The organism is Brevibacillus sp. HB2.2 (assembly GCF_013284275.1).
GTDB lineage: Bacteria > Bacillota > Bacilli > Brevibacillales > Brevibacillaceae > Brevibacillus > Brevibacillus brevis_D.
In genome coordinates, this window is sequence record NZ_JABSUV010000001.1 from 42,646 (window position 1) to 62,121 (window position 19,476).

Genomic DNA, 19,476 nt, shown 5'->3' on the forward strand with positions numbered 1-19,476 from the left:
AAACAGTTCTTCTGCCATTATGTATGCTGCGGAAGTTTCTTTAGAAATCGCTCGATCGCATCCATATAACCCGGTATCGTAATTTGTCGCGGAGCGAAAAGACTAATGATGACTGCCTGCATATTTGAATTTGCCGTTTGCTTGCTTAACATAGAGTGATCGGCATCAGGGAAGACCGCTAGGGTTAGCAGCTCAGGGTTTACGATATCACGATATACCCTTTCCGTTTCCTTCACATCAACATGTATATCTTCTTCACCCAGAATCAGGAGCACAGGCGAATTGAAATTCGGAAGGTCATTCGTGGCATCTGACAAGAAATTTTTGCTCACAAAAGTCCATCTGTCTTTTGCCATCAAACTATTTTCGCGAGCAATTTTCACATACTCCTCATAGGAAGCCTGTTTTTCCAGTAACGTGAGTACTTGCTGGTCATACGCCTCTTTGTCTTGAATTTCCGCTTCTGAGTACCCGTCTACCACCATATTTTTGCGTGTATGATATTGCCCTTGACTTACCCAATTAATGGCGGGTGATAGAAGTAGGCTGAATGCGAGCGGTTCCTTCTTGGCGAGCTTTGGAATAACCCATCCCGCCTGGCTTGCTCCCCAAACCCCAATCTGTTTCTCATTAATCATCGGCTGCTCTTTTGCCCAAGCAATAGCCTGACGCGCTTCTTCTACGCGGTCATCTATACTCTGGTGTAACCAATTACCCTCGGAACCGTTTATTCCTCTCTTATTAAGGGACAAGGAGGCGTAACCAAGTGAAGCTAACCGCTCCCATAGCGGCTTATAGCCATCATCATGAGTGGAATCAATAGGTCCATCACCATGTATAAACAAGACTAAGCCCAACTTGTTCGTGTAGTTTTTAGGCAGTACGAACGTACCTGTCAATTTGCCTTCAGATGTCTGGATTTCAACGACTTTCTCAACCATATCAAAGCTGTTTTGTTCCAAAATGTAAAATCCCGCACCGCCAAATAGCAGGACGATGATCATGATGGAAATCATTATTTTCTTTTTCATCTACCCTTCTCCTCTTAAAAAATTTCTAAGTGAATTTCTCAACCATACACCTTAGGTCAGACCTAAGGTCAAGTAATGGAATGAGTAAGGCAGATGCAAAAAATTGTGGTAGTAAGCCTTCGAAAGGGCGTCTCTTCTGCGCAGATACCCATCATTTTCTTAGTACAAGTTGAATGACATGGGCTAATCCAGTGTGCGCCTTTCCTGCCACACGTTCTTGTTCGCCATAGAAGAAATGGATCACCTCATGACCTTTGCACCAAGCAAGAATTTCCTTTGGATCATACAGCATGTCAAGATCCTGGGGACCGCCTGTACGATACTTCAATTGTTCCTCCGAGAATACCTCAAGCATCATCATCCCTTTCGGCTTTATTGCCTTTTTCATTTTATTCAGAATCATGGTCTGCGCATTTTTATGAAAATGTCCATATACCATAATCGCGGCATCATATTCTTCGTTCGGCACCTCCTCTTCCAAAAGATCTATTTTTTGGGTAATTACGTCAACGGAATGCTTCTGCGCCAGTTTTTTCGTTTTTTGCAATCCGCTCTCCGCATAGTCAATGGCTGTCACTTCAAGATTTCTTTTTGCTAAAAAAACTGCATTCCGGCCTTCACCTTCTGCGAATGCAATCACTTTTTGTCCTTGTTCTAACCGATAAGCTTGTTGTTCAATAAAAACGTTAGGTTCTTCCCCATAATAATATTCTTCCGAATGAAAGCGCTCATTCCAAATATTCGCCACACTTACCAGCCTCCCGTCATTAAAATCCATCGCGGATTTATTATATCTACAATATCTCCAAAGACATGGGTATGTCAATATCGCGTGGTATTGAGCGTGTTTACAAAAGAGACTATCTTTGAACGTACCTCTTGACCTTAGGTCTGACCTACGGTGTATGGTAGAGATATTCCATCACATCTATAGGAGTAACATTTATGAAGAGTGAAATCACCATTAGCGAACTAGCGAAGCTTATGAATGTGTCTGTTCATCAGATTCGTTATTTTGAAGAGAAAGGGGTTCTTCTACCTGCTTACTTCGATACCAATCAGTACAGGATGTACAGCATGGATCAAGTTTACCAGCTCGCCCATATTCTGTTGCTGCGCAAATTGGGAGTGCCTGTCCAGTCGATTAAAGAATGCATGACTTCCTATTCTGCTGATCAATACGGGCAGCTACTCCATCATTCTTTGAGAGAAATAAATAAAGAGTTGCTTCGCCTGCAAGAACTTCAGCAATTCATAACAAAGGTTTTGCATGAACAAAAGAACTTTCAATCTCACACGAATCCCTACCAAATAAAGTGGCGCGAAACCACTTATTTGGCACGGTGGCTGGAAATGAGTTCACAAATGACGCTAAACGCCAAACTGTTGGCTGAACAGGCCGAGTCTGTCCCGAACTTGTTCGAATCGGACATTCATTTTATCGAGCATGGTTCCAGTACCATTACGTTATACACGAAAACAGAAGCGCCTGGCGATTTTTCATTGCCCAGTGGCAACTATCTGTCTACCCAAAGGCTGGTCCATGAAGAGGATGAACTTGAACAAGTGATTGAACAGTTCTACTCCTATGCCACAGCACAGTCTCATGTTATACAGGGGCCCTTGATCCTTATTGAAAGATCTTACTTATCCCTATTTAGTCAAAGCCAACTGCACTATGAACTACAAGCTATGATTGAACCGACTACCCATTCCGAAAGGGGAGGCCGATCATGACTGTACCACCAATTACAATAGAACCTATGCATTCTATGTACAATCAACAGATTGGTCAGCTTCTTGTTCACGGGTTTCGCGGGAAATTCCAAACCCTTACGAAGCTCAATGATGGCGAGCTCGTCCTCTTTTTCGAAAAGTTATTTGATAATGTTCCTGCAGACTCTGCGAGTCAACGAATGGTCGCGCTACAAGAGGGAGAAGTTATCGGGACGATATCCATCAAGTGGAAAACCGAAACTGATCGCATGAAAATTTTTCCTGCATGGAAGAACCTCCATGGTTTTGGCAAATGGAATCTCCTGAAAATGTTTATTGGGTTATCTCTCTTAGACCATAAACCACAGGCAGGTGAATGTTACATTACAGACGTTGTTGTCCATCCCGATCATCAAGGCAAAGGAATTGGCAACCTGCTATTACAGTGGGCGCAGAATTTCGCACAAGCGCAGCCAAGCTTAGACAAGTTAAGCTTGTACGTCGCAGGAAGAAACTCCCGGGCAGAGCAGCTTTACCAGCGATTAGCGTTCCATACGCAACTACGAGTAAGTAGCTTTTTATCACATCTTTTATTCAAAGAGAAAAAATGGAGCTACATGGTGAAGAGATTGAAATGAATCATGACAAAGGGCGAATCGTCTCTACACGACATTCGCCCTTTCACATGATGGTACTGGAAAGCATGAATTTGATTATTACTCTACTTCACAAGAAAATCTGATTAGTCGGCAGCTCTCTAATTCTTCCATTTGTACGTTGTTTATGATCTCATTCGCAGCTAAGCGGCTAATGATGGAAGCTAGTGTAACAGCTGAATGCATAACGGTCAGATATAGCCCCTTTATTTGGTCATGAAATCCAACAATGGGGTAACCGTCTTCAGGCATGGGTCTTACTCCTACCTTAATGCTTTCCAGCTCCAGCTTTTCCCCTCCTATTAAATTGTGCCGAAGAATTTCAAACTCCCGCTTTCCAACTGCCTCCGGTCCATTTTGTTCAGACTCATCAATATAATCTTCCGCTGCCAGTAACGTATCATCGGTTAGTTGTCTCGCTTCAAACTTAGCATTTGAAACTAAGGTGTGGATCAACTTTTCTTTCGATTTCATTCGGATCAGTATAGAAGGCGAAGGAGCGACAGGAACATCGAAGCCTAATGGCTTACAGAGTTCGGGTATAGCTGCGCCAGTTGCTAATACAAGAACGTCTGATTCTATAAAACCTTTGGAGGTGTTTACCCCAACAACCTTGGCAGCCTCTGTGACGATTTGCATCACTTTTGTATCAAACAGGGTGTTCGCCCCATTTTCTTCTGCTTTTTTTACGAAAAGTTTAGCAGTCAAAATTGGATCTAGTGCGCCTTCTTCGTTGACATAATAAGCTTCCTCGGGGTATTCCTTTAGATTTGGTTCTAATTCTATGATTTGCTGCCGTTTTACTAGTTGTTTACGAGACCCCTCATTGTCTGTAGGGACTTCCCAAGTCAATGATCCATCCCATTTTATTTCTAGATCAGGTATCTCTTTTTCTAATTCATGATATTCGGCTATGGACGCATCATACAAATGTCGAAAATTTTCTAATACCCGGCCCGATGGATGAATCCAAGCGAAAGATTTCTAAGTGGCTTCACAAGCAGCAGACGAATTCGTCTCTATTAGAGTGACATTCTGATTCTGCTTTGATAAGGAATAGGCCATAGCTGCACCAACAAAGCCTGCACCAACTATTACAATTTTTTGATTCTTCATCGTGGGCGCTCCTTCTGACTACATTATAAGGCTACCTCGCCATTAAGCTCTTTGCTCATACAGCCTAACGATTTCGATGATGGTGTTCACAGCGTGCAGCATGTTGTCTACGGAAACATACTCGAATCGCCCGTGGTAGTTTTCCCCGCCTGTGAAAATATTCGGAGTTGGCAACCCCATGTAGGATAGCTGGGAGCCATCCGTACCACCGCGAATCGGCTGAATATTTGGCACAATTCCGAGGTTTTCTAGTGCTTGCGTGGCGATGTCCACAACTTCCATGACAGGCTCAATCTTTTCCCGCATGTTGAAGTATTCGTCTTTGATTTCGAGTTCAATCCGCTTCTCTCCGTATGTTTTCTGTAACTCTTCTACGATACGAGCCAGTTCAGACTTTCTCTCCTGAAACCGATTACGATCGTGATCCCGGATCAAATAACGAAGCTGCGTTTGCTCGACGTCACCTTGAATGGAAGACAGATGGTAGAAGCCTTCGTAGCCTTCCGTCTCCTCAGGCGTTTCATTAGCCGGCAGCTTTCCATGCAGCTCCATGGCTATTTTAGCAGCGTTGACCATTTTGCCTTTGGCCGATCCGGGGTGAACGTTCGTCCCTTTGCAGGTAATGGTGGCGGATGCAGCATGAAAGCTCTCGTACTCGATCCCACCAAGAGGACCGCCATCCATCGTATAGGCATATACGGCGTCGAAGGCGGACACATCAAATTTATCAGGGCCTCTGCCGATTTCTTCATCCGGGGTGAAGGCTACTCTTATTTTCCCGTGTTTCAGTTCTGGATGGCGAATCAGATAATCCATGGCGGTCATGATCTCGGCAATACCGGCTTTATCATCAGCGCCAAGCAATGTGGTACCGTCTGTTGTGATTAAGGTGTGGCCTTTGTAGCCAGCCAGCTCTGGAAACTCCTGCGGCGAAAGGACAATATTCAGTGCTTCATTCAAGACAATGTCTTGTCCGTTATAATTTTCAATGACTTGCGGTTTCACGTCAACGCCTGTAAAATCGGTAGCCGTATCCAAATGAGCGAGAAAACCGATTGTGGGAATTTCTTTGTCTGTATTGGACGGTAGGGTTGCCATTACATAGCCGTTCGAATCCATCGTAACTTCCTGCATACCTATAGCTTTCAGCTCATCTACAAGCATTTGGGCCAGTACTAGTTGTCCTGGTGTTGAAGGGCATGTTTCGCTATTTTCATCGGATTGTGTATCAACTTGTGCGTAAGAGATGAATCTATTTATGATCTCCGTTTTCATGGTCTTATCTCAACTCCAGTACAATTAGTCACACCTCTTCTAAAAAGAGGTAATCTCGTGACAAATTCTACCACGATCCCCATCGATTCTTCAATCGATTGTCCTAATGCTTTGATAGATGAGTTGCACAACGCCAGAGGAGAGCGTTTTGGTATTCACCAAACTCAAATTTAACCTCTGTTTTATATCCATAAACAACGGTTTTCCTTCTCCCAAAATAACAGGGTGAACAGATAATCGAAATTCATCTACAAGCTCTAAATTGATAAATGTTGTAATAAGACTGGCTCCACCATATAACCAGATGTCTTTTCCGGGCTTATTCTTTAATAGATTTACTTCTTCAAGAATATTATCGTTAATGAATATTGCTTTATGATCAGTCCCTTTCTGTGTCTTGGAAAACACATATTTTTCTTTGCGATGAACCAATGCCCAAATCTCTTTTTCCGTATCCGTATGTTCATTTTCCGGCGTATATTGCCCCCATAAATCATAGCTTTTTCTTCCATAAAAAATCGTGTCGATTTGATGTAAGAAATGAACAAACCCCATTTCAGCGTCCATTATGCACCAATCAACTTCTCCATTTTTCCCTTCAATAAACCCATCTAACGTAACGGCTAAATCTAATATGACTCTTCGTGTCATGAGTGGTTACCCCTTTCGTTGATCTCCACCCATTTTAGACCTTTAAATATGTCATCTTATGTCTTATTCGTAGGATAAAAGCAGCTCACTTCATTAGCGATAGGTACCAATGCGTGCATGCTCAAGCTATCGAAAAGGGAATCGGAAGTGGGGCGTTCTCATGTCCATGCATCGGGCAACAAATATCCTTCTGCTACCAGCTTTGAGTTGCCTTCTAAGTAAACGGATTCGGCAGCATAATCTGTAAGATGGCAAGAAATTTTAAGTGGTCCCCCTCGAGTAAGTAGGTTCACAGGGGTGTCTACATGCCCTAAAATACTGGCAATGATTGCTGCAGCTGTCGATCCGGAACCGCACGCGTAGGTCTCTGCTTCTACTCCGCGTTCATAGGTTCTGATGCTAAGCGTTTGCCTATCAATCCGTTCCACAAAATTAACATTGGTACCATTGGGAAACTGCTGCAGATCATTTCTGACCATCCGTCCCCATTCTGTGATCTGGTCGTCCGCTATCGCTATAACATTTTCGACAAACCAGACCGTGTGGGGAACGCCGACAACACCATAGTGGTAGACGCCGCTTGGTCCGTCCCACTCATATGGTTGATTCAGCTTCAGCGCTTGCAATGGAACGTCCGGGAACTTGACCTTCACGCTGTTTTGATTGAGCTCTGCCTGATAGATGCCGGCCATCGTTTCGAAGCTCATCTTCGTCTCGGCTGCTCCGATCTCGTAGGCAAAGCGCGACATGCACCTTGCCCCGTTGCCGCACATTTCTCCTTCACTGCCATCTGCGTTAAAATACCTCATCTTAAAATCTGCGATGTTGGAGTTCTCCAGCAGCATGAACCCATCCGCACCGATTGAAGCTCCTCGCCTGCATACATTTTGGACAAAGGCTGAAAGAGAAACCTCGTTCAACAGGCCATCGCGATTGTCTACTACAATAAAGTCGTTGCCACAGCCATTCATTTTTTTAAACGGGATCCCATGTTCAAACATTACTCTCCCCCTGATTATCCGATGTAGTGTTTTCATCCAAGCAACTGCTCCACAGGATGGACTGGGAGCAGTCACCCTGATTTAAGAAAGACATGATTGATAGAGATGACAAGCGACCGATTGCCCTTCTATTTCACGCAGCTTTGGCAACTCGACCTTGCATATTTCCATGCTGGAACGACAGCGCGGATGGAATTTACATCCCTCTGGTGGATTAGACGGGGACGGGAGTTCTCCCGACAACACAATTTGCTCTCGCGTGTCATCAGGATCAGTAATGGGTTTGGCTGAAAGCAATGCTTGTGTATAGGGATGCAGCGGTCGTCCGAACAGCTTTTCTTTCTCGGCATACTCGATGATTTCACCTAAATACATGACCGCCACTTTATCGGCAATGTGCTCTACTACGCTCAAATCATGCGAAATGAAGACATATGTCAAGGAAAATTGTTCTTGCAAATCCTGTAGCAAATTTAGGATTTGCGATTGAATCGACACATCTAGTGCGGAGACAGGCTCATCCGCGATAATCAGCTTTGGTCGAAGAATCAGAGCACGGGCGATGCCAATTCGTTGTCTTTGCCCTCCGGAAAATTCATGAGGATAGCGAGATAGATGCTGCTTGCTCATACCGACAATCTCAATCGTTTCTTCCAATAGCGCTTGTCGCTGCTCCCGGGGAATACGGTGCGAAATCAGCGGCTCCGTCAAGATGTGCCCGATCGTTAGTTTCGGGTTCAATGTTTCAAATGGATTTTGAAAAACCATTTGCATATTTCGCCTAACTGCACGCATTTCATTTTTGTTCATTTTTCCTATTTCGTTCCCTTGGAAACGAATTTCGCCTTGGACGGGCTCCAGCAAACGCAGAATACATTTTCCCAATGTAGACTTTCCGCAGCCTGACTCTCCGACAATCCCCAGCGTTTCTCCTTCATAGACGCTCACATCAATCCCGTTTAGAGCATGAACATCATGCGGTTGTTGCAGCCACCCTCTTTTCATGCGAAACAGCTTGCGTAGTCCTTTCACTTCCAGGATTGGCGTCGTCATCCACCTACCACCGAGCTTTCCTGTACATGCCCCTTGTCTTGGGTAAATAACCAGCATCGACAAGAAGAATACTGATCCACTGGACGAAGCTCAGGATTCTGCTCCCAGCATATCGCCATCGCTCGATCGCATCGTGGGGCAAACCGGCACCCATTGGGTTTGTTTTCCGGTGTCGGCACACTACCTTTTATGCTGTGAAGCCTCTTTGTGCGTTGCCTTGGTGTCGATTGGAGCAAACCTACGGTGTACGGGTGCTTCGGATTGCGCAGCAACGATCGTACGTCCGCTGTTTCAATCGCTTGTCCCGCATACATCACCATGACGCGGTCGCACACTTCAGCGATCACCCCTAAATCATGCGTAATCATGATCACTGACATGCCGATATCCCTTCTGATTTTTTTGATCAGATTCAAGATTTGCGCTTGAATGGTCACATCCAATGCGGTCGTCGGTTCATCAGCGATCAGTAATGACGGATTGCATGCGATCGCCATGGCAATCATCACCCGCTGCCTCATTCCTCCTGACAAACGATGCGGGTAATCCCTGTAAATCTCTTCTGCTCGGGAGATGCCCACCACGGTAAGCAAATCCAGTACCCGTTGCTTTACCGCCGCCTTGCTTTCACCCTCATGCTCGTGCAATACCTCACTGATTTGCCGGCCGATCGTCAACACGGGATTTAACGAGTGCATTGGTTCCTGAAAAATCATTGCCATTTCCTTGCCTCTGAGACTGCGCATCTCGGCTTCGCTCAGCGCAAGCACTTCTTTCCCGTTGAATCGAATGCTTCCAGTCAGAGTGGCATTATTATCCAACAGGCGCATGAGTGAAAGCGAAGTGGCGCTCTTGCCACACCCCGACTCTCCAACAATTCCCAGCGTCTCCCCTTTTTTTACATGTAAATCAAGCTGATCAACGACCGTAATCGTTCCCGACTCCTTCGTGAACCGGGTTGTCAGCCCTGTCACTTCCAATACATTGTCCATAAACGGAATCCCCTCCAATCCTCTTATTGCCCTTTTACTTTTGCGTACGAGGATCAAAAATATCGCGCAAGGCATCTCCCAGCCGGTTTACTGCCAACACGACAATCGTGATAGCCAATCCTGGATATATCGCAAGCCACCAGGCATCGGACAAATAATCTTTTCCTTCATTCAACATGGTCCCCCATTCGGGAGTCGGCGGCTGCGCGCCCAAGCCAATAAAGCCCAATGCAGCCGTATCGAGAATCGCTCCCCCGACGAACAATGTCATGTAAACGAACAATACATTCGTAATATTGGGGAGAACCTGAAAAAGAATGATCCACCAACTCGGCGTCCCGATCGATCTGCTGGCTTCCACATATCCAGACGACATGATCACGAGCGTCGCTGCCCTGATCAGACGTGCAAAGCTGGGAATCGAAGAAATGCCGATTGCGATCATCGCATTGGTTTGACTCGGTCCAAGCGCCGCGACAATGGCCAAGGCCAAAATGATCCCCGGCAAGGCGAGCAAAATATCCATGATCCGCATGAGCAGATGATCAATGAATCCACCCACATATGCACTGATGACCCCAATCATCGTTCCTGCCACTACTGTGATGCCGACCGCCATGACAGCAACCACAAGTGTAACGCGCGTTCCGTATAAAATACGGGAAAACAAATCGCGGCCGATCGCATCCGTTCCGAGAACATGCTTGGCAGACGGGCCTTGCAGAAAGGCTTCGTAATTACTTTCAGTAGGGTCATAAGGAGCAATCCAAGGCCCGACAATTCCGATCGTTGAAATGAGTAAAAGCACCACTAAGCTTAGTTTTGCTGCTCGCTGTTTCTTCATTTTTCCCCAAAAGGCAAGCTTGGGGAAAATCGGGAATTTGGCATGCGTCACCCCATCTACGACGGTTTTGCTCCCCTCATTCAAGTTACCGCCCCTCCTTCTCTGTAATGAGGTCGACACGCGGATCAATCAAACCATAGAGGAGGTCGACCATCATATTTACCACGACGTAGACAAAGCCCATAAGCAACACAATGCCCTGAATCATCGGAAAATCACGGGCTGAAATCGCACGGATAGCTAATGTGCCGATTCCAGGCCAGTTGAACACTTGTTCGATGATAACTGCTCCGCCCAGCAGAGTTGCGATTTGCAAGCCTACCACCGTAACAACAGGAATCATGACATTGCACAAGGCGTGTCGGAATAGGATGATCGACTCCCTCAATCCCTTGGCCCGTGCCGTTCGGATGTAATCATGAGAAAGTACTTCGACCATACCTGAACGCGTCAGTCGGCTGATCATCGCAGAGGACAATACGCCCAAGGTACAAGCAGGCAAAACAAGATCCTTCCATCCCGTACCACCCGCGATTGGAAACCAGCCTAATTGAACGGAAAAGAACATGATGACGATTAAGCCCAGCCAGAAGCTCGGTAGCGATAATCCAATCGATGCTGCCGCCATCAGCATAAAGTCCAAGAGCGTATTCTTGTATTTCGCAGCAATCATTCCCATCGTTAAACCAATGACGACCGCAATGCCAATTCCAGCGAAGGCTAGCTTGACCGTTGCTGGAAACCGTTCCATTATTTCCACGATGACAGGTCTTTCTGTTTGTAAGGAATTTCCGAAATCCCCTTGGATGACTTTTTCCATGTAGGTCAGGTACTGATGCGGAAGGGGCTGATTTAGCCCCATTTGTTCACGCAACTGTTCCACTTGTGCTTTTGTAGCCTTTTCTCCTAACATGATCCGTACCGGATCTCCAGGAATAAAATGAACGAGCGCAAAAGAAAAGATGGAAATGCCGAGGAGGACAATCACTCCTGATAGCATCCGATTCAACAAATACTGTTTCATGATTGGTTCACTCCTCTCTACTAGAATGCGTATGGCTAAACTCGCTTGGGAATTTGGCGATAGGAGCCCATCATGCGAATGACCGTTTGACTCCCGTCTCGTATAAAGCGTACGGTTTGATCCGACCCATCAACGTTCGTGAGAAAAACGTCTTCGTCAATAGCTTTTAAAGAGAATGAGTCCGATTGATCGATCGTTACAATCAGCGTGCCTGCGTCCACGCTTACCTGAAGATGAATTCCTTCCATAGAGCCGTACTCGCCCGCATATTCAAGCAGACGATCTGGCGGGAGGTCATATTCCTTATAGGTGACATGCGTTGATTTCGCCGGACGATTCTCGAGGCAGTGAAACGTGCCTTGTGCCAGTGCAACAGCCGGCGATCCGCTGAGATTAGTGAGCGCCACGGCAGCCAATCCGTTCTCGGGGATAATGCTCATGTAGGCTTGGATCCCTTTCTCGCTGCCGCTATGGCCCAGCATCACAGCACCGTAGAAATTGGGTGTAATCGCTATACCATACCCGTAATATTGGTTGTGTTCACATCGGTAATAAGGGGTGGTCATCTGCAGCACACTTTCCGTGCGAAGAATTCGTTCCTTGCCAATCAAACCTTTCGTTCGAAACAGCTCGGTGTATCTCATCATGTCGGTGAGCGTTGATTTTAATCCGCCGGATGATTGAAACGGCGGTGTCTCAAATAGCGGTGTTCGATCCTCGTACCCGTGCAACTCCGCCAAAGAAAAGCAACTATGCTGCATTCCCGCTGGTTGGAGAATATGCTCCTTCACATACGTCGAATATGGCTTTCCGCTTGCCCGTTCAACAATTGCTCCCAGTAGCGTATAGCAATCATTGGAATAACTGAACTCCCTACCTGGTGCGCCCAATAAAGGAAATTCCAGTTGTGCCATATAGGTCATCAATTCCTCATAGGTGTTCATCCCAAGCTTGAGTGCTTCATCGACGCAAGATAATGGTGGCAAACCGGAGGAATGAGTTAGAAAGTTGTGAATGGTAATGGCTTCCGTCCCACTTCCCGTTTTTACATGAAACTCTGGCAAAAAGCGGGAAACAGGATCGACAACAGTCAGTTTTCCGGCTTCCTGTAGCTGCATGATCGCAATAGCGGTAAACGATTTCGTAATCGAAGCGATTCCGAACAAAGTATCAACTGTCGCTACCTTACCTTGCTCGACATCACGATAGCCGAAGCCTTTGGCATAAACGAGCTGTCCGTGTTTGGCCGCTCCAATTGCAGCTCCAGGCACCTTCCTTTCCATTATGGTTTCTTGGACAAACTCCTCGTAACTCGCGATCCATTCCTGACTGTTCATGACCTGTTCTCCTTGTTTTTTGTTTCCGCGCTTACTTAACCCACACGTCCTGATACAATTTCAGTCCGGATGGATCAAGCTTCAGTCCTTGAACACGGTTGTTTACCACGACAAACCGTTTTTCCGTGTATATGGGAATCCAAAAAGCTTCCTCCACAGAGCGCTTCTGAAGTTCTTCGTATATTTTTGCTCTATCGTCGCTCTTCATCGTCACCTGTCCCTTTTCCAGCAAGGAATCGATCGTTTTGTCATGGATGGCTGAACGATTCATCCCACCGATCTGACTTGAATGCATGAACGGAAATAAGATATCAGGGTCATCAGCGACGTATCCGTCAAGCGCCAAGTCAAATGTGCCAGCAGCCGTTAGCTGGTCGACTGCGCTGCCTTCCAGCGTAATGATTTTTACGTCTACTCCAATCGCTTTGAACATTCCTTGCATCAACTGGGCAGGTTGAGACCATACCTCCATACTCAACAATTCGAGATGAAGCGGTTTTCCTGCTTTCTCCCTTATCCCTTGTGCATTCAGTTTCCATCCGGCTTCTTCCAGGAGCTTCACTGCTTCCTCGGGGTTGTATTTGTATGCATAGTGGGCAATGGATGGATCGAATCCGAACAAATTGGCAGGCAGCGGACCATCTGCAACAATTCCTTCGCCTTGCAGATGCGACTGGACGATAGCCTCTTTCTTAACTGCCATTTGCAACGCTTTGCGTACGTTTTTATCTTGTAAAATCTCGTTATTCAAGTTCAGCTCGACAAACAGCCCCAAGCCGCGCTTTGTCTGCTCAAGTACGGTAAAACGATTGTTGTTCTTGAATTTCTTCGCGTCTTTCGCAGGCAGATCAGCGATGTCGATGGTGCCACTTTCCAAAGCTGCGACAGCCGTTTGCGGATTTCGAATCAATTTCAGAACTAATTTGTCCGGCCTCACTGGTCCTTGATTTTGAAAGGAGGGCGGTGCCCAGCGATAGGCATCATTTTGTATCAACGTGATCGAATCTCCTGATTTCCAGCTCTCCATCTTCCATGGACCGACACCGACCGGATTCCTTCCGTATTGATCCCCAAACTTTTGCACCGCGTCCACCGAGAGCGGCTGCATCCAGCTAGCGGAAGTGAAATAGGTGAGGAGCGTGGCAGACGGTTCATTCAACTCCAAAATCAGGGTCTGATCATCTGGTGTTTTGATTGATTGGATGATACCAAGAACCATGCCTACGCCTTTCGGAGCGATTTCCGGAGACATGGCCCGCTCAAATGTTCGCTTGTAAGCCTGTGCAGTGAGCGGTGTCCCATCATGAAAGGTAACGCCTTGGCGAATGCGAAATGTCCATGTCTTCCCATCTTCCGAAATGGAGTACGATTCGGCCAGATAGGGCTTGACCTCATTTGTTTGGGGATCTCTGTAAAGGAGAGCCCCCCCTAGATTGAGCGCGACGCCCTCTGTGCTTAACGCGGTCGATTTGTGGGCATCTAGTGTATCTGGTTCACTGCTGATCGCAACGGTGATCGTTCCGCCCTTTTTCTCGGATATATTGACATCTTTATTTCCATCATCCGTACCTGATTTTGTTGCAGGCGCATCGCAGCCAGACACGATAGCCAGCAGTACGAAACAGGAAAGGACAATGCTTACAAATGTGGCGATTTCTTGCTTTCTTATCCCTATCAATGACACCACTCCCTTGTTTGGGAAATATCCTCGCCTCCTACGATTTGAGCCAATCAACCGTTTTTTGATCCAGCTTTTTGACGAGAGCCGTCAGCAATTTCACCGTATTTTCCACATCATCATGATGGAGAATCGAAGCGTGACTGTGAATGTAACGCGCAGGGATTGCAATGACAATGGATGGAGCCCCTTTGCCAACCATATGAGCAGCTCCTGCGTCCGTACCCGCACCTGCAAGAGCAGCATATTGATACGGGATGCCTTCCTCTTCAGCCGTATCAAATAACAAATCACGCAATTTCCGATTAGGCACAAGCGAGCCGTCGAATAGAGCAATCGTAGGCCCACCACCACACTTGATATCAGGCAAATTAGGAGAGTCGGCGCTTCCCGGCGTGTCAAACGTTATCCCCGTCTCCAATGCAATGAATAGATCCGGCTGCACCATATACGTGCTCGTGAATGCGCCGCGGCATCCCACTTCTTCTTGTGCAGTAGCGCCGCTATAGACGATGTTGGGGTGTTCCGTTTCCTGCAACTGTTTCATTACTTCAATGGCTGTCAGGCAACCCCCGCGATTATCGAGCGCTTTTGCCATATACATCTTGTCATTCGCCATCACCGTGAAAGGGCAGATCGGCACAATCGGATCACCTGGGCGAATACCCAGCTCCTTTGCTTGTTCTGCATCGGATGCTCCGATATCGATGTACATCCGTTCGATTTCAACTACTTTCTTTCGTTCTTCCGAAGACAGCAAATGTGGCGGTTTTGACCCGATTACGCCGACAATGTCCCCTTTGCGTGTTTTAATGTTCACGCGCTGTGCCAGCATCACCTGCGACCACCAGCCACCAAGCGGCTGGAAGGCGATGAATCCATCCTTCATGACACGCGTTACCATGAACCCCACTTCATCCATATGGCCCATCATCATGATTTTGGGGCCATTGGCCATGCCTGTTTTCCGACCGATTATGCTTCCCAGATTATCTGTGAACACTTCTTCTGTAAGCGGTTCCAAGTACGTGTGCATTAATTCTCGCACTTCCTGTTCTTGTCCGGGAACTCCGGAAGCCTCTGTCAGCTCTTTCAGTACCTTTACCCAACTATTCATCTATATCTTCCTCTCCGTTTGCATGTTATCTCCAGCTATCATCAATGCGATCGTAGGAACCGATGCGAAGATCTGCTTTTTCGTTCGCCAGTACATGCTTGGCTATACGCTCAGATGGGGTACGAGGCAATTCACTGCGGTATTCCCAATATCGTGGAACCTTGTAGTAAGCAAGATGCTCGGTGCAATAAGCGATCAACTCATGAGGAGGCACCACTTGGCCCTCTTTTACTACCACGTATGCCTTGATTTCTTCCCCGCGTAATTCGTCTTTCACTGGAAGACAGGCAGCATATTGCACGGCCGGATGCATTTTCATGACTTCCTCAACCTCAGCAGCCGAAATATTTTCCCCGCTCCGGCGAATCATCTCCTTTTTTCTTCCGACGTAATAGATGTATCCGTCTTCGTCCATCCGCACCAAATCTCCGGTGTGGAACCACCCTCCCTGAAAGGCAGCGCAAGTCGCATCAGGATCTTTAAAATAGCCATCCATCATCCCCAAACCCCGCAGGAGGAGCTCGCCAACCTCGCCCCTCGAGACGGGGCGGTTGTGAATATCAACAACGCGGACGGTCCGGTCTTTATCTGGTTTTCCGATGCAACCTGTTCCAAGCAATCGGTCATGATCCTGTGGTTTTACCGAAATATCTCCACCTGTCTCTGTCATGCCAAAAACCTCATACCATGGCGCGCCCCATCGCTCTTCCAATTCGCGGTGCAGATGCGGGGGAATGGCCGAACAAAAGATGGTGCGAACGTTATTTTCCCTGTCTAATGGCGAGCGTGGTGCTTTGACCATTAGCGTGGGCATGATCCCCAGGCAGTAGAAAAAGGTAACGTTATATTGCCGTACTTTCTCCCAAAATGTAGAGGGATGAAATCGATCGAGAACCACAAGCTTTGCCCCCACAGCGATCGCACCCAGCAAATTCCATTGAGGGTCCATATAGTAAAAGGGCTGCGCCGTTAACAGTACATCTGAATGGGTCAAATGGGGATGCTGCTCCACCACCTTTTTTGCTATGGTGAGCCAATATTCATGTGAAAGCATACACCCCTTGGGTAAGCCTGTCGTGCCGGAAGTATATTGGATGTTGACTAAAGTTTCAGGAAAAACGGGAAGCGTTGTTGGAGTCGTGGGCGCTGTTTCACACATCGCTCTGAAATCGACATCGTTGGGATCGTCTGATTGGTCTATTGAGAGGATTGTTTTGAGGGTTTGTAAAGAAGGTCTGATCTTCTGTAGCAGGGATAAAAATTCTTGTGAAGTTACGATAACGATTGATTCGGAGTGGTGGAGGATATACTGTGCATCGTACTCTTTGTAATTTACATTGATCGGCACGATCGTCGCGCCCAGTTTTGCCAACGCCAGCCAGGTAAGGGGGAATTCCGGCTGGTTCCTCAGCATGACGGCTACCCGATCCCCATAGCTTACGCCCAACACTTGGAGCATGTTGGCTATTTGGTTGGAACGGTCTTCTATCTCCTGAAAGGACAGTTCTTCATTCCATTCATCAAAGACAAGCCCAATTTTTTCTCCCCATCGTTTGGCTGCTCGTGCCGTCAAAGACTTGATTTCTTGCATGTCCAAAAGGTTTCAGCCCTCCTTCTCTATACCGATCCTTTTTTTCGGAACTCTTCGGCCGCCTGCTTGGATTCGATCGTTTGCACGGTTGCCAGCGCATGCTCGATCTCCAATTCAAAAGCTGCCTCCAGATCGCATTGTGCCCCGCGATTTAGCGCAAATTTGGCTTTTGCCAGTGCTACTTGCGGGAGCTCAGCTAACCGTTTCGCCCACTTGTCAGCTTCTTCAGCTAACACTGCATGATCCACTACCTTGTTGATGAGTCCTAGATGCAGTGCTTGCGATGCACCGAACCTTTCGCCCGAGAACAGCAATTCTTTCGCCCGGACCAGTCCGATCGTGATGGGAAGGATATGCGAGATCCCTCCGGTAACACTAAGTCCCACACTCACTTCTGGAAAGCCGAATTCGGCATCTTGAGCGGCGATGATCAAATCGCATCCGAGCGCAAACTCACACCCTGCTCCTAATGCATACCCGTGGACCGCAGCGATCACCGGAAAAGGAACACGCTGAATCTTTCGTGTTATATCCTGAATCTTCTGTAAATTAAGACGAAGCTCAGCCTCATTTTCAGGCTTTTCTTCATGACGCAAATCATGTCCTGCACAAAAAGCATTCCCGCGGCCAGCCAGTATTGCTGCCCTTACTCCTTCCCGTTCCAATTTATCGAGCGATCCATACAGCTCCTCTACCAATTGAGGAATCACCGCATTTAACCTCTCCGGACGATTCAGGTGAATCCAGCCTATCTCTTGATGGATCTCACACTCTACCACCGCCTTACGTGTTATCATTCTTTTTTACCTCCGCCTTTATTTTGGAAAACAATGCTCTCGCATTCGAACCGAGCACCTTCTCAAGCACCTCGGGCTTTATGCTTAATTCCTTCCATTCTGCAATGGCGCGTTTCAGAGGAAATACAGGCCAGTCTGTTGCAAAGAGGATTTGATCTTGCAAGAGGTTATTTGCCAACCTGTACATCATCTCCCACCCTGCTCCTTGCACCCCCAAATATCTTGGAGAAAGCCCGCCCAAATCCATAAGAACATTAGGGTGCTTGCGCGCTACGGCAACCATTTCAGGCACCCAGGGCCACCCTCCATGACACGCGATCAATGTTAATTCCGGAAAATCACAGGCGACTTGATCCAGCAGCAGCGGGTGTTCATTCCTTATGGGATGAATCCTTGAATAATTAATTCCCGTATGAATGGCAACTGCCAAGCCTAACTCGGCAGCCTTTGCGTATACGGGATATAATTTGCGATCATCGATGGGCATCTCAAAAAATGCAGGCTGGATGTTTACTCCCAGAAAGCCCAGCTCTCTGATGCGACTCACTTGTTGGACAGCGCGCATCGGTCTGAAATGCTCCATTGAAATCGTACCGAATCCTGAGAAGAGCTCGGTGTGAACGGATATGACTTTTGCCAATGCTTCATTCAGCGCATCCCCATCCTCGCCGAACTCGTATTCTGCATGCATAATGGCGTGGTCGACTCCTGATTCTTTCATTTCTTGCATCAAATCGTCGAGCGTTTTTGCCATAGTCGATCTTACTTGTAACACCGCATCATATTGAGCAACGTACTCATTTTGCATTTCACCTAGGCGTGCCTCACGGAACTGCTGTGGCAAGCGGACACGGGCATCAAGAATGTTCATACGCAGCAGCCCCTAGCCATGGTTTCATAAAAAAACGAGCGGGTGTAGGTAGATCCAAATCGGTGACAGTCAGTTGCTGACCGTTTCGCTTTGCCTGAACGAGTGCAAGCGCCATATCGGAAAAATTCAAGCTGATTTCTTCCAATGAATTTGGGCCCTCGGGCGAGTACCAATGGGCGACGCCCGTGCACATTTGAAGCATAGCAAGGACGGCAAGCTTGGTATTTTCTATCGTAAATACACCCCTCTCCAATCCGCCCTTTAAAATACGCAGCCAGAGCTGCTCATATTCACTGCGCAGCCTGACTATTTCTTCGCGGGTATTTCCTGTCAGGGCACGGAACTCGGTATCTACTACTAGCGCTGTTAGTTTGTCAATGGCATGGCTGGTAACATGAAGCTGGACAAACGCTGCCAATTGTTGTTCGGGTGCTTCAAGCTCAGCGAGCACTTCCTTTGCATTTCCGAGAAGGGTCTGTAACCCTTCTTGCATGATGGCAACGAGCAGATCCTCTTTTGTTTTCATGTAATGATAGAGGGTGGAGGAAGTTACCTCTGCTTCTAGGGCGATATCGCGTATGCTGGTTGCTTCAAAACCTTTTCTTGCGAATAGCCGTAATGCAGCTTGAAATATTTTTTCTTTCGTCAAAAAAGCGCGCTCCTTTCTACTGATGATTGCTGGAAACGAGAGCCTCTCATGTTCAGTTACTTGTCGCGGTTACTTCA

18 protein-coding genes and 1 pseudogene are annotated in these 19,476 nt (G+C 47.1%); 2 read left to right on the forward strand and 17 right to left on the reverse strand.

The annotated features are described in order from the left end of the window. Positions 1-17: 17 nt before the first annotated feature. A complete protein-coding gene (locus tag HP401_RS00130) occupies positions 18-1,031 on the reverse strand; it encodes an alpha/beta hydrolase family protein (RefSeq protein ID WP_173603608.1) in 1,014 nt (337 codons plus the stop codon). 151 nt (positions 1,032-1,182) lie between these two features. Next, a complete protein-coding gene (locus HP401_RS00135; protein ID WP_173603609.1) occupies positions 1,183-1,779 on the reverse strand; it encodes a class I SAM-dependent methyltransferase in 597 nt (198 codons plus the stop codon). Between the two features lie 197 nt (positions 1,780-1,976). Here HP401_RS00135 and HP401_RS00140 point away from each other — a divergent pair, with 197 nt between their 5' ends. Continuing rightward, on the forward strand, positions 1,977-2,768 hold the full coding sequence (locus tag HP401_RS00140) for a MerR family transcriptional regulator (RefSeq protein WP_173603610.1): 792 nt from the start codon (positions 1,977-1,979) through the stop codon (positions 2,766-2,768). Next, complete coding sequence (locus HP401_RS00145) at positions 2,765-3,385, forward strand: GNAT family N-acetyltransferase (RefSeq protein ID WP_173603611.1); 621 nt, start codon at positions 2,765-2,767, stop codon at positions 3,383-3,385. The genes HP401_RS00140 and HP401_RS00145 overlap by 4 nt, the downstream gene beginning before the upstream one ends. A gap of 78 nt (positions 3,386-3,463) precedes the next feature. Here HP401_RS00145 and HP401_RS00150 read toward each other — a convergent pair. The 15 genes and pseudogenes from HP401_RS00150 to HP401_RS00220 form a co-directional block, all read right to left on the reverse strand. Further along, positions 3,464-4,519 (reverse strand): annotated as a pseudogene (locus HP401_RS00150) (NAD(P)/FAD-dependent oxidoreductase). Between the two features lie 42 nt (positions 4,520-4,561). After that, positions 4,562-5,794, reverse strand: coding sequence for a peptidase T (gene pepT / locus HP401_RS00155; RefSeq protein ID WP_173603612.1), 1,233 nt, complete (start codon positions 5,792-5,794; stop codon positions 4,562-4,564). A 90-nt stretch (positions 5,795-5,884) separates the two neighbouring features. Beyond that, a complete protein-coding gene (locus HP401_RS00160) occupies positions 5,885-6,445 on the reverse strand; it encodes a dihydrofolate reductase family protein (protein ID WP_173603613.1) in 561 nt (186 codons plus the stop codon). A gap of 158 nt (positions 6,446-6,603) precedes the next feature. Further along, positions 6,604-7,446, reverse strand: coding sequence for a diaminopimelate epimerase (gene dapF / locus HP401_RS00165; RefSeq protein WP_173603614.1), 843 nt, complete (start codon positions 7,444-7,446; stop codon positions 6,604-6,606). Between the two features lie 81 nt (positions 7,447-7,527). After that, complete coding sequence (locus tag HP401_RS00170; protein WP_173603615.1) at positions 7,528-8,499, reverse strand: ABC transporter ATP-binding protein; 972 nt, start codon at positions 8,497-8,499, stop codon at positions 7,528-7,530. Further along, positions 8,496-9,491, reverse strand: coding sequence for an ABC transporter ATP-binding protein (locus HP401_RS00175; protein WP_173603616.1), 996 nt, complete (start codon positions 9,489-9,491; stop codon positions 8,496-8,498). Before HP401_RS00175 ends, HP401_RS00170 begins: the two co-directional genes overlap by 4 nt. Positions 9,492-9,525: 34 nt before the next feature. Beyond that, positions 9,526-10,419 (reverse strand): ABC transporter permease, encoded by an 894-nt coding sequence (locus HP401_RS00180; protein WP_173603617.1) that lies wholly within the window; start codon positions 10,417-10,419, stop codon positions 9,526-9,528. A 1-nt stretch (position 10,420) separates the two neighbouring features. Next, positions 10,421-11,359, reverse strand: coding sequence for a nickel ABC transporter permease (gene nikB, locus HP401_RS00185; RefSeq protein WP_173603618.1), 939 nt, complete (start codon positions 11,357-11,359; stop codon positions 10,421-10,423). 35 nt (positions 11,360-11,394) lie between these two features. Continuing rightward, the gene (locus HP401_RS00190; RefSeq protein WP_173603619.1) at positions 11,395-12,696 is read right to left on the reverse strand and encodes a serine hydrolase domain-containing protein; all 1,302 of its coding nucleotides are present in this window, start codon (positions 12,694-12,696) and stop codon (positions 11,395-11,397) included. Positions 12,697-12,727: 31 nt separating this feature from the next. Beyond that, on the reverse strand, positions 12,728-14,380 hold the full coding sequence (locus tag HP401_RS00195) for an ABC transporter substrate-binding protein (protein WP_309145104.1): 1,653 nt from the start codon (positions 14,378-14,380) through the stop codon (positions 12,728-12,730). A 31-nt stretch (positions 14,381-14,411) separates the two neighbouring features. Continuing rightward, positions 14,412-15,491 carry a M42 family metallopeptidase gene (locus HP401_RS00200; protein WP_173603620.1) on the reverse strand — a complete coding sequence of 360 codons (1,080 nt, stop codon included), beginning with the start codon at positions 15,489-15,491 and terminating at the stop codon, positions 14,412-14,414. A gap of 25 nt (positions 15,492-15,516) precedes the next feature. After that, positions 15,517-17,082 (reverse strand): AMP-binding protein, encoded by a 1,566-nt coding sequence (locus tag HP401_RS00205; protein ID WP_254456968.1) that lies wholly within the window; start codon positions 17,080-17,082, stop codon positions 15,517-15,519. 26 nt (positions 17,083-17,108) lie between these two features. Next, entirely contained in the window at positions 17,109-17,879 is a 771-nt protein-coding gene (locus HP401_RS00210) for an enoyl-CoA hydratase/isomerase family protein (protein WP_173603622.1), read from the reverse strand. Continuing rightward, positions 17,866-18,750 carry an amidohydrolase family protein gene (locus HP401_RS00215; RefSeq protein WP_173603623.1) on the reverse strand — a complete coding sequence of 295 codons (885 nt, stop codon included), beginning with the start codon at positions 18,748-18,750 and terminating at the stop codon, positions 17,866-17,868. The genes HP401_RS00210 and HP401_RS00215 overlap by 14 nt, the downstream gene beginning before the upstream one ends. Then, entirely contained in the window at positions 18,737-19,399 is a 663-nt protein-coding gene (locus tag HP401_RS00220) for a TetR/AcrR family transcriptional regulator (RefSeq protein WP_173603624.1), read from the reverse strand. Before HP401_RS00220 ends, HP401_RS00215 begins: the two co-directional genes overlap by 14 nt. Between the last annotated feature and the right edge of the window lie 77 nt (positions 19,400-19,476).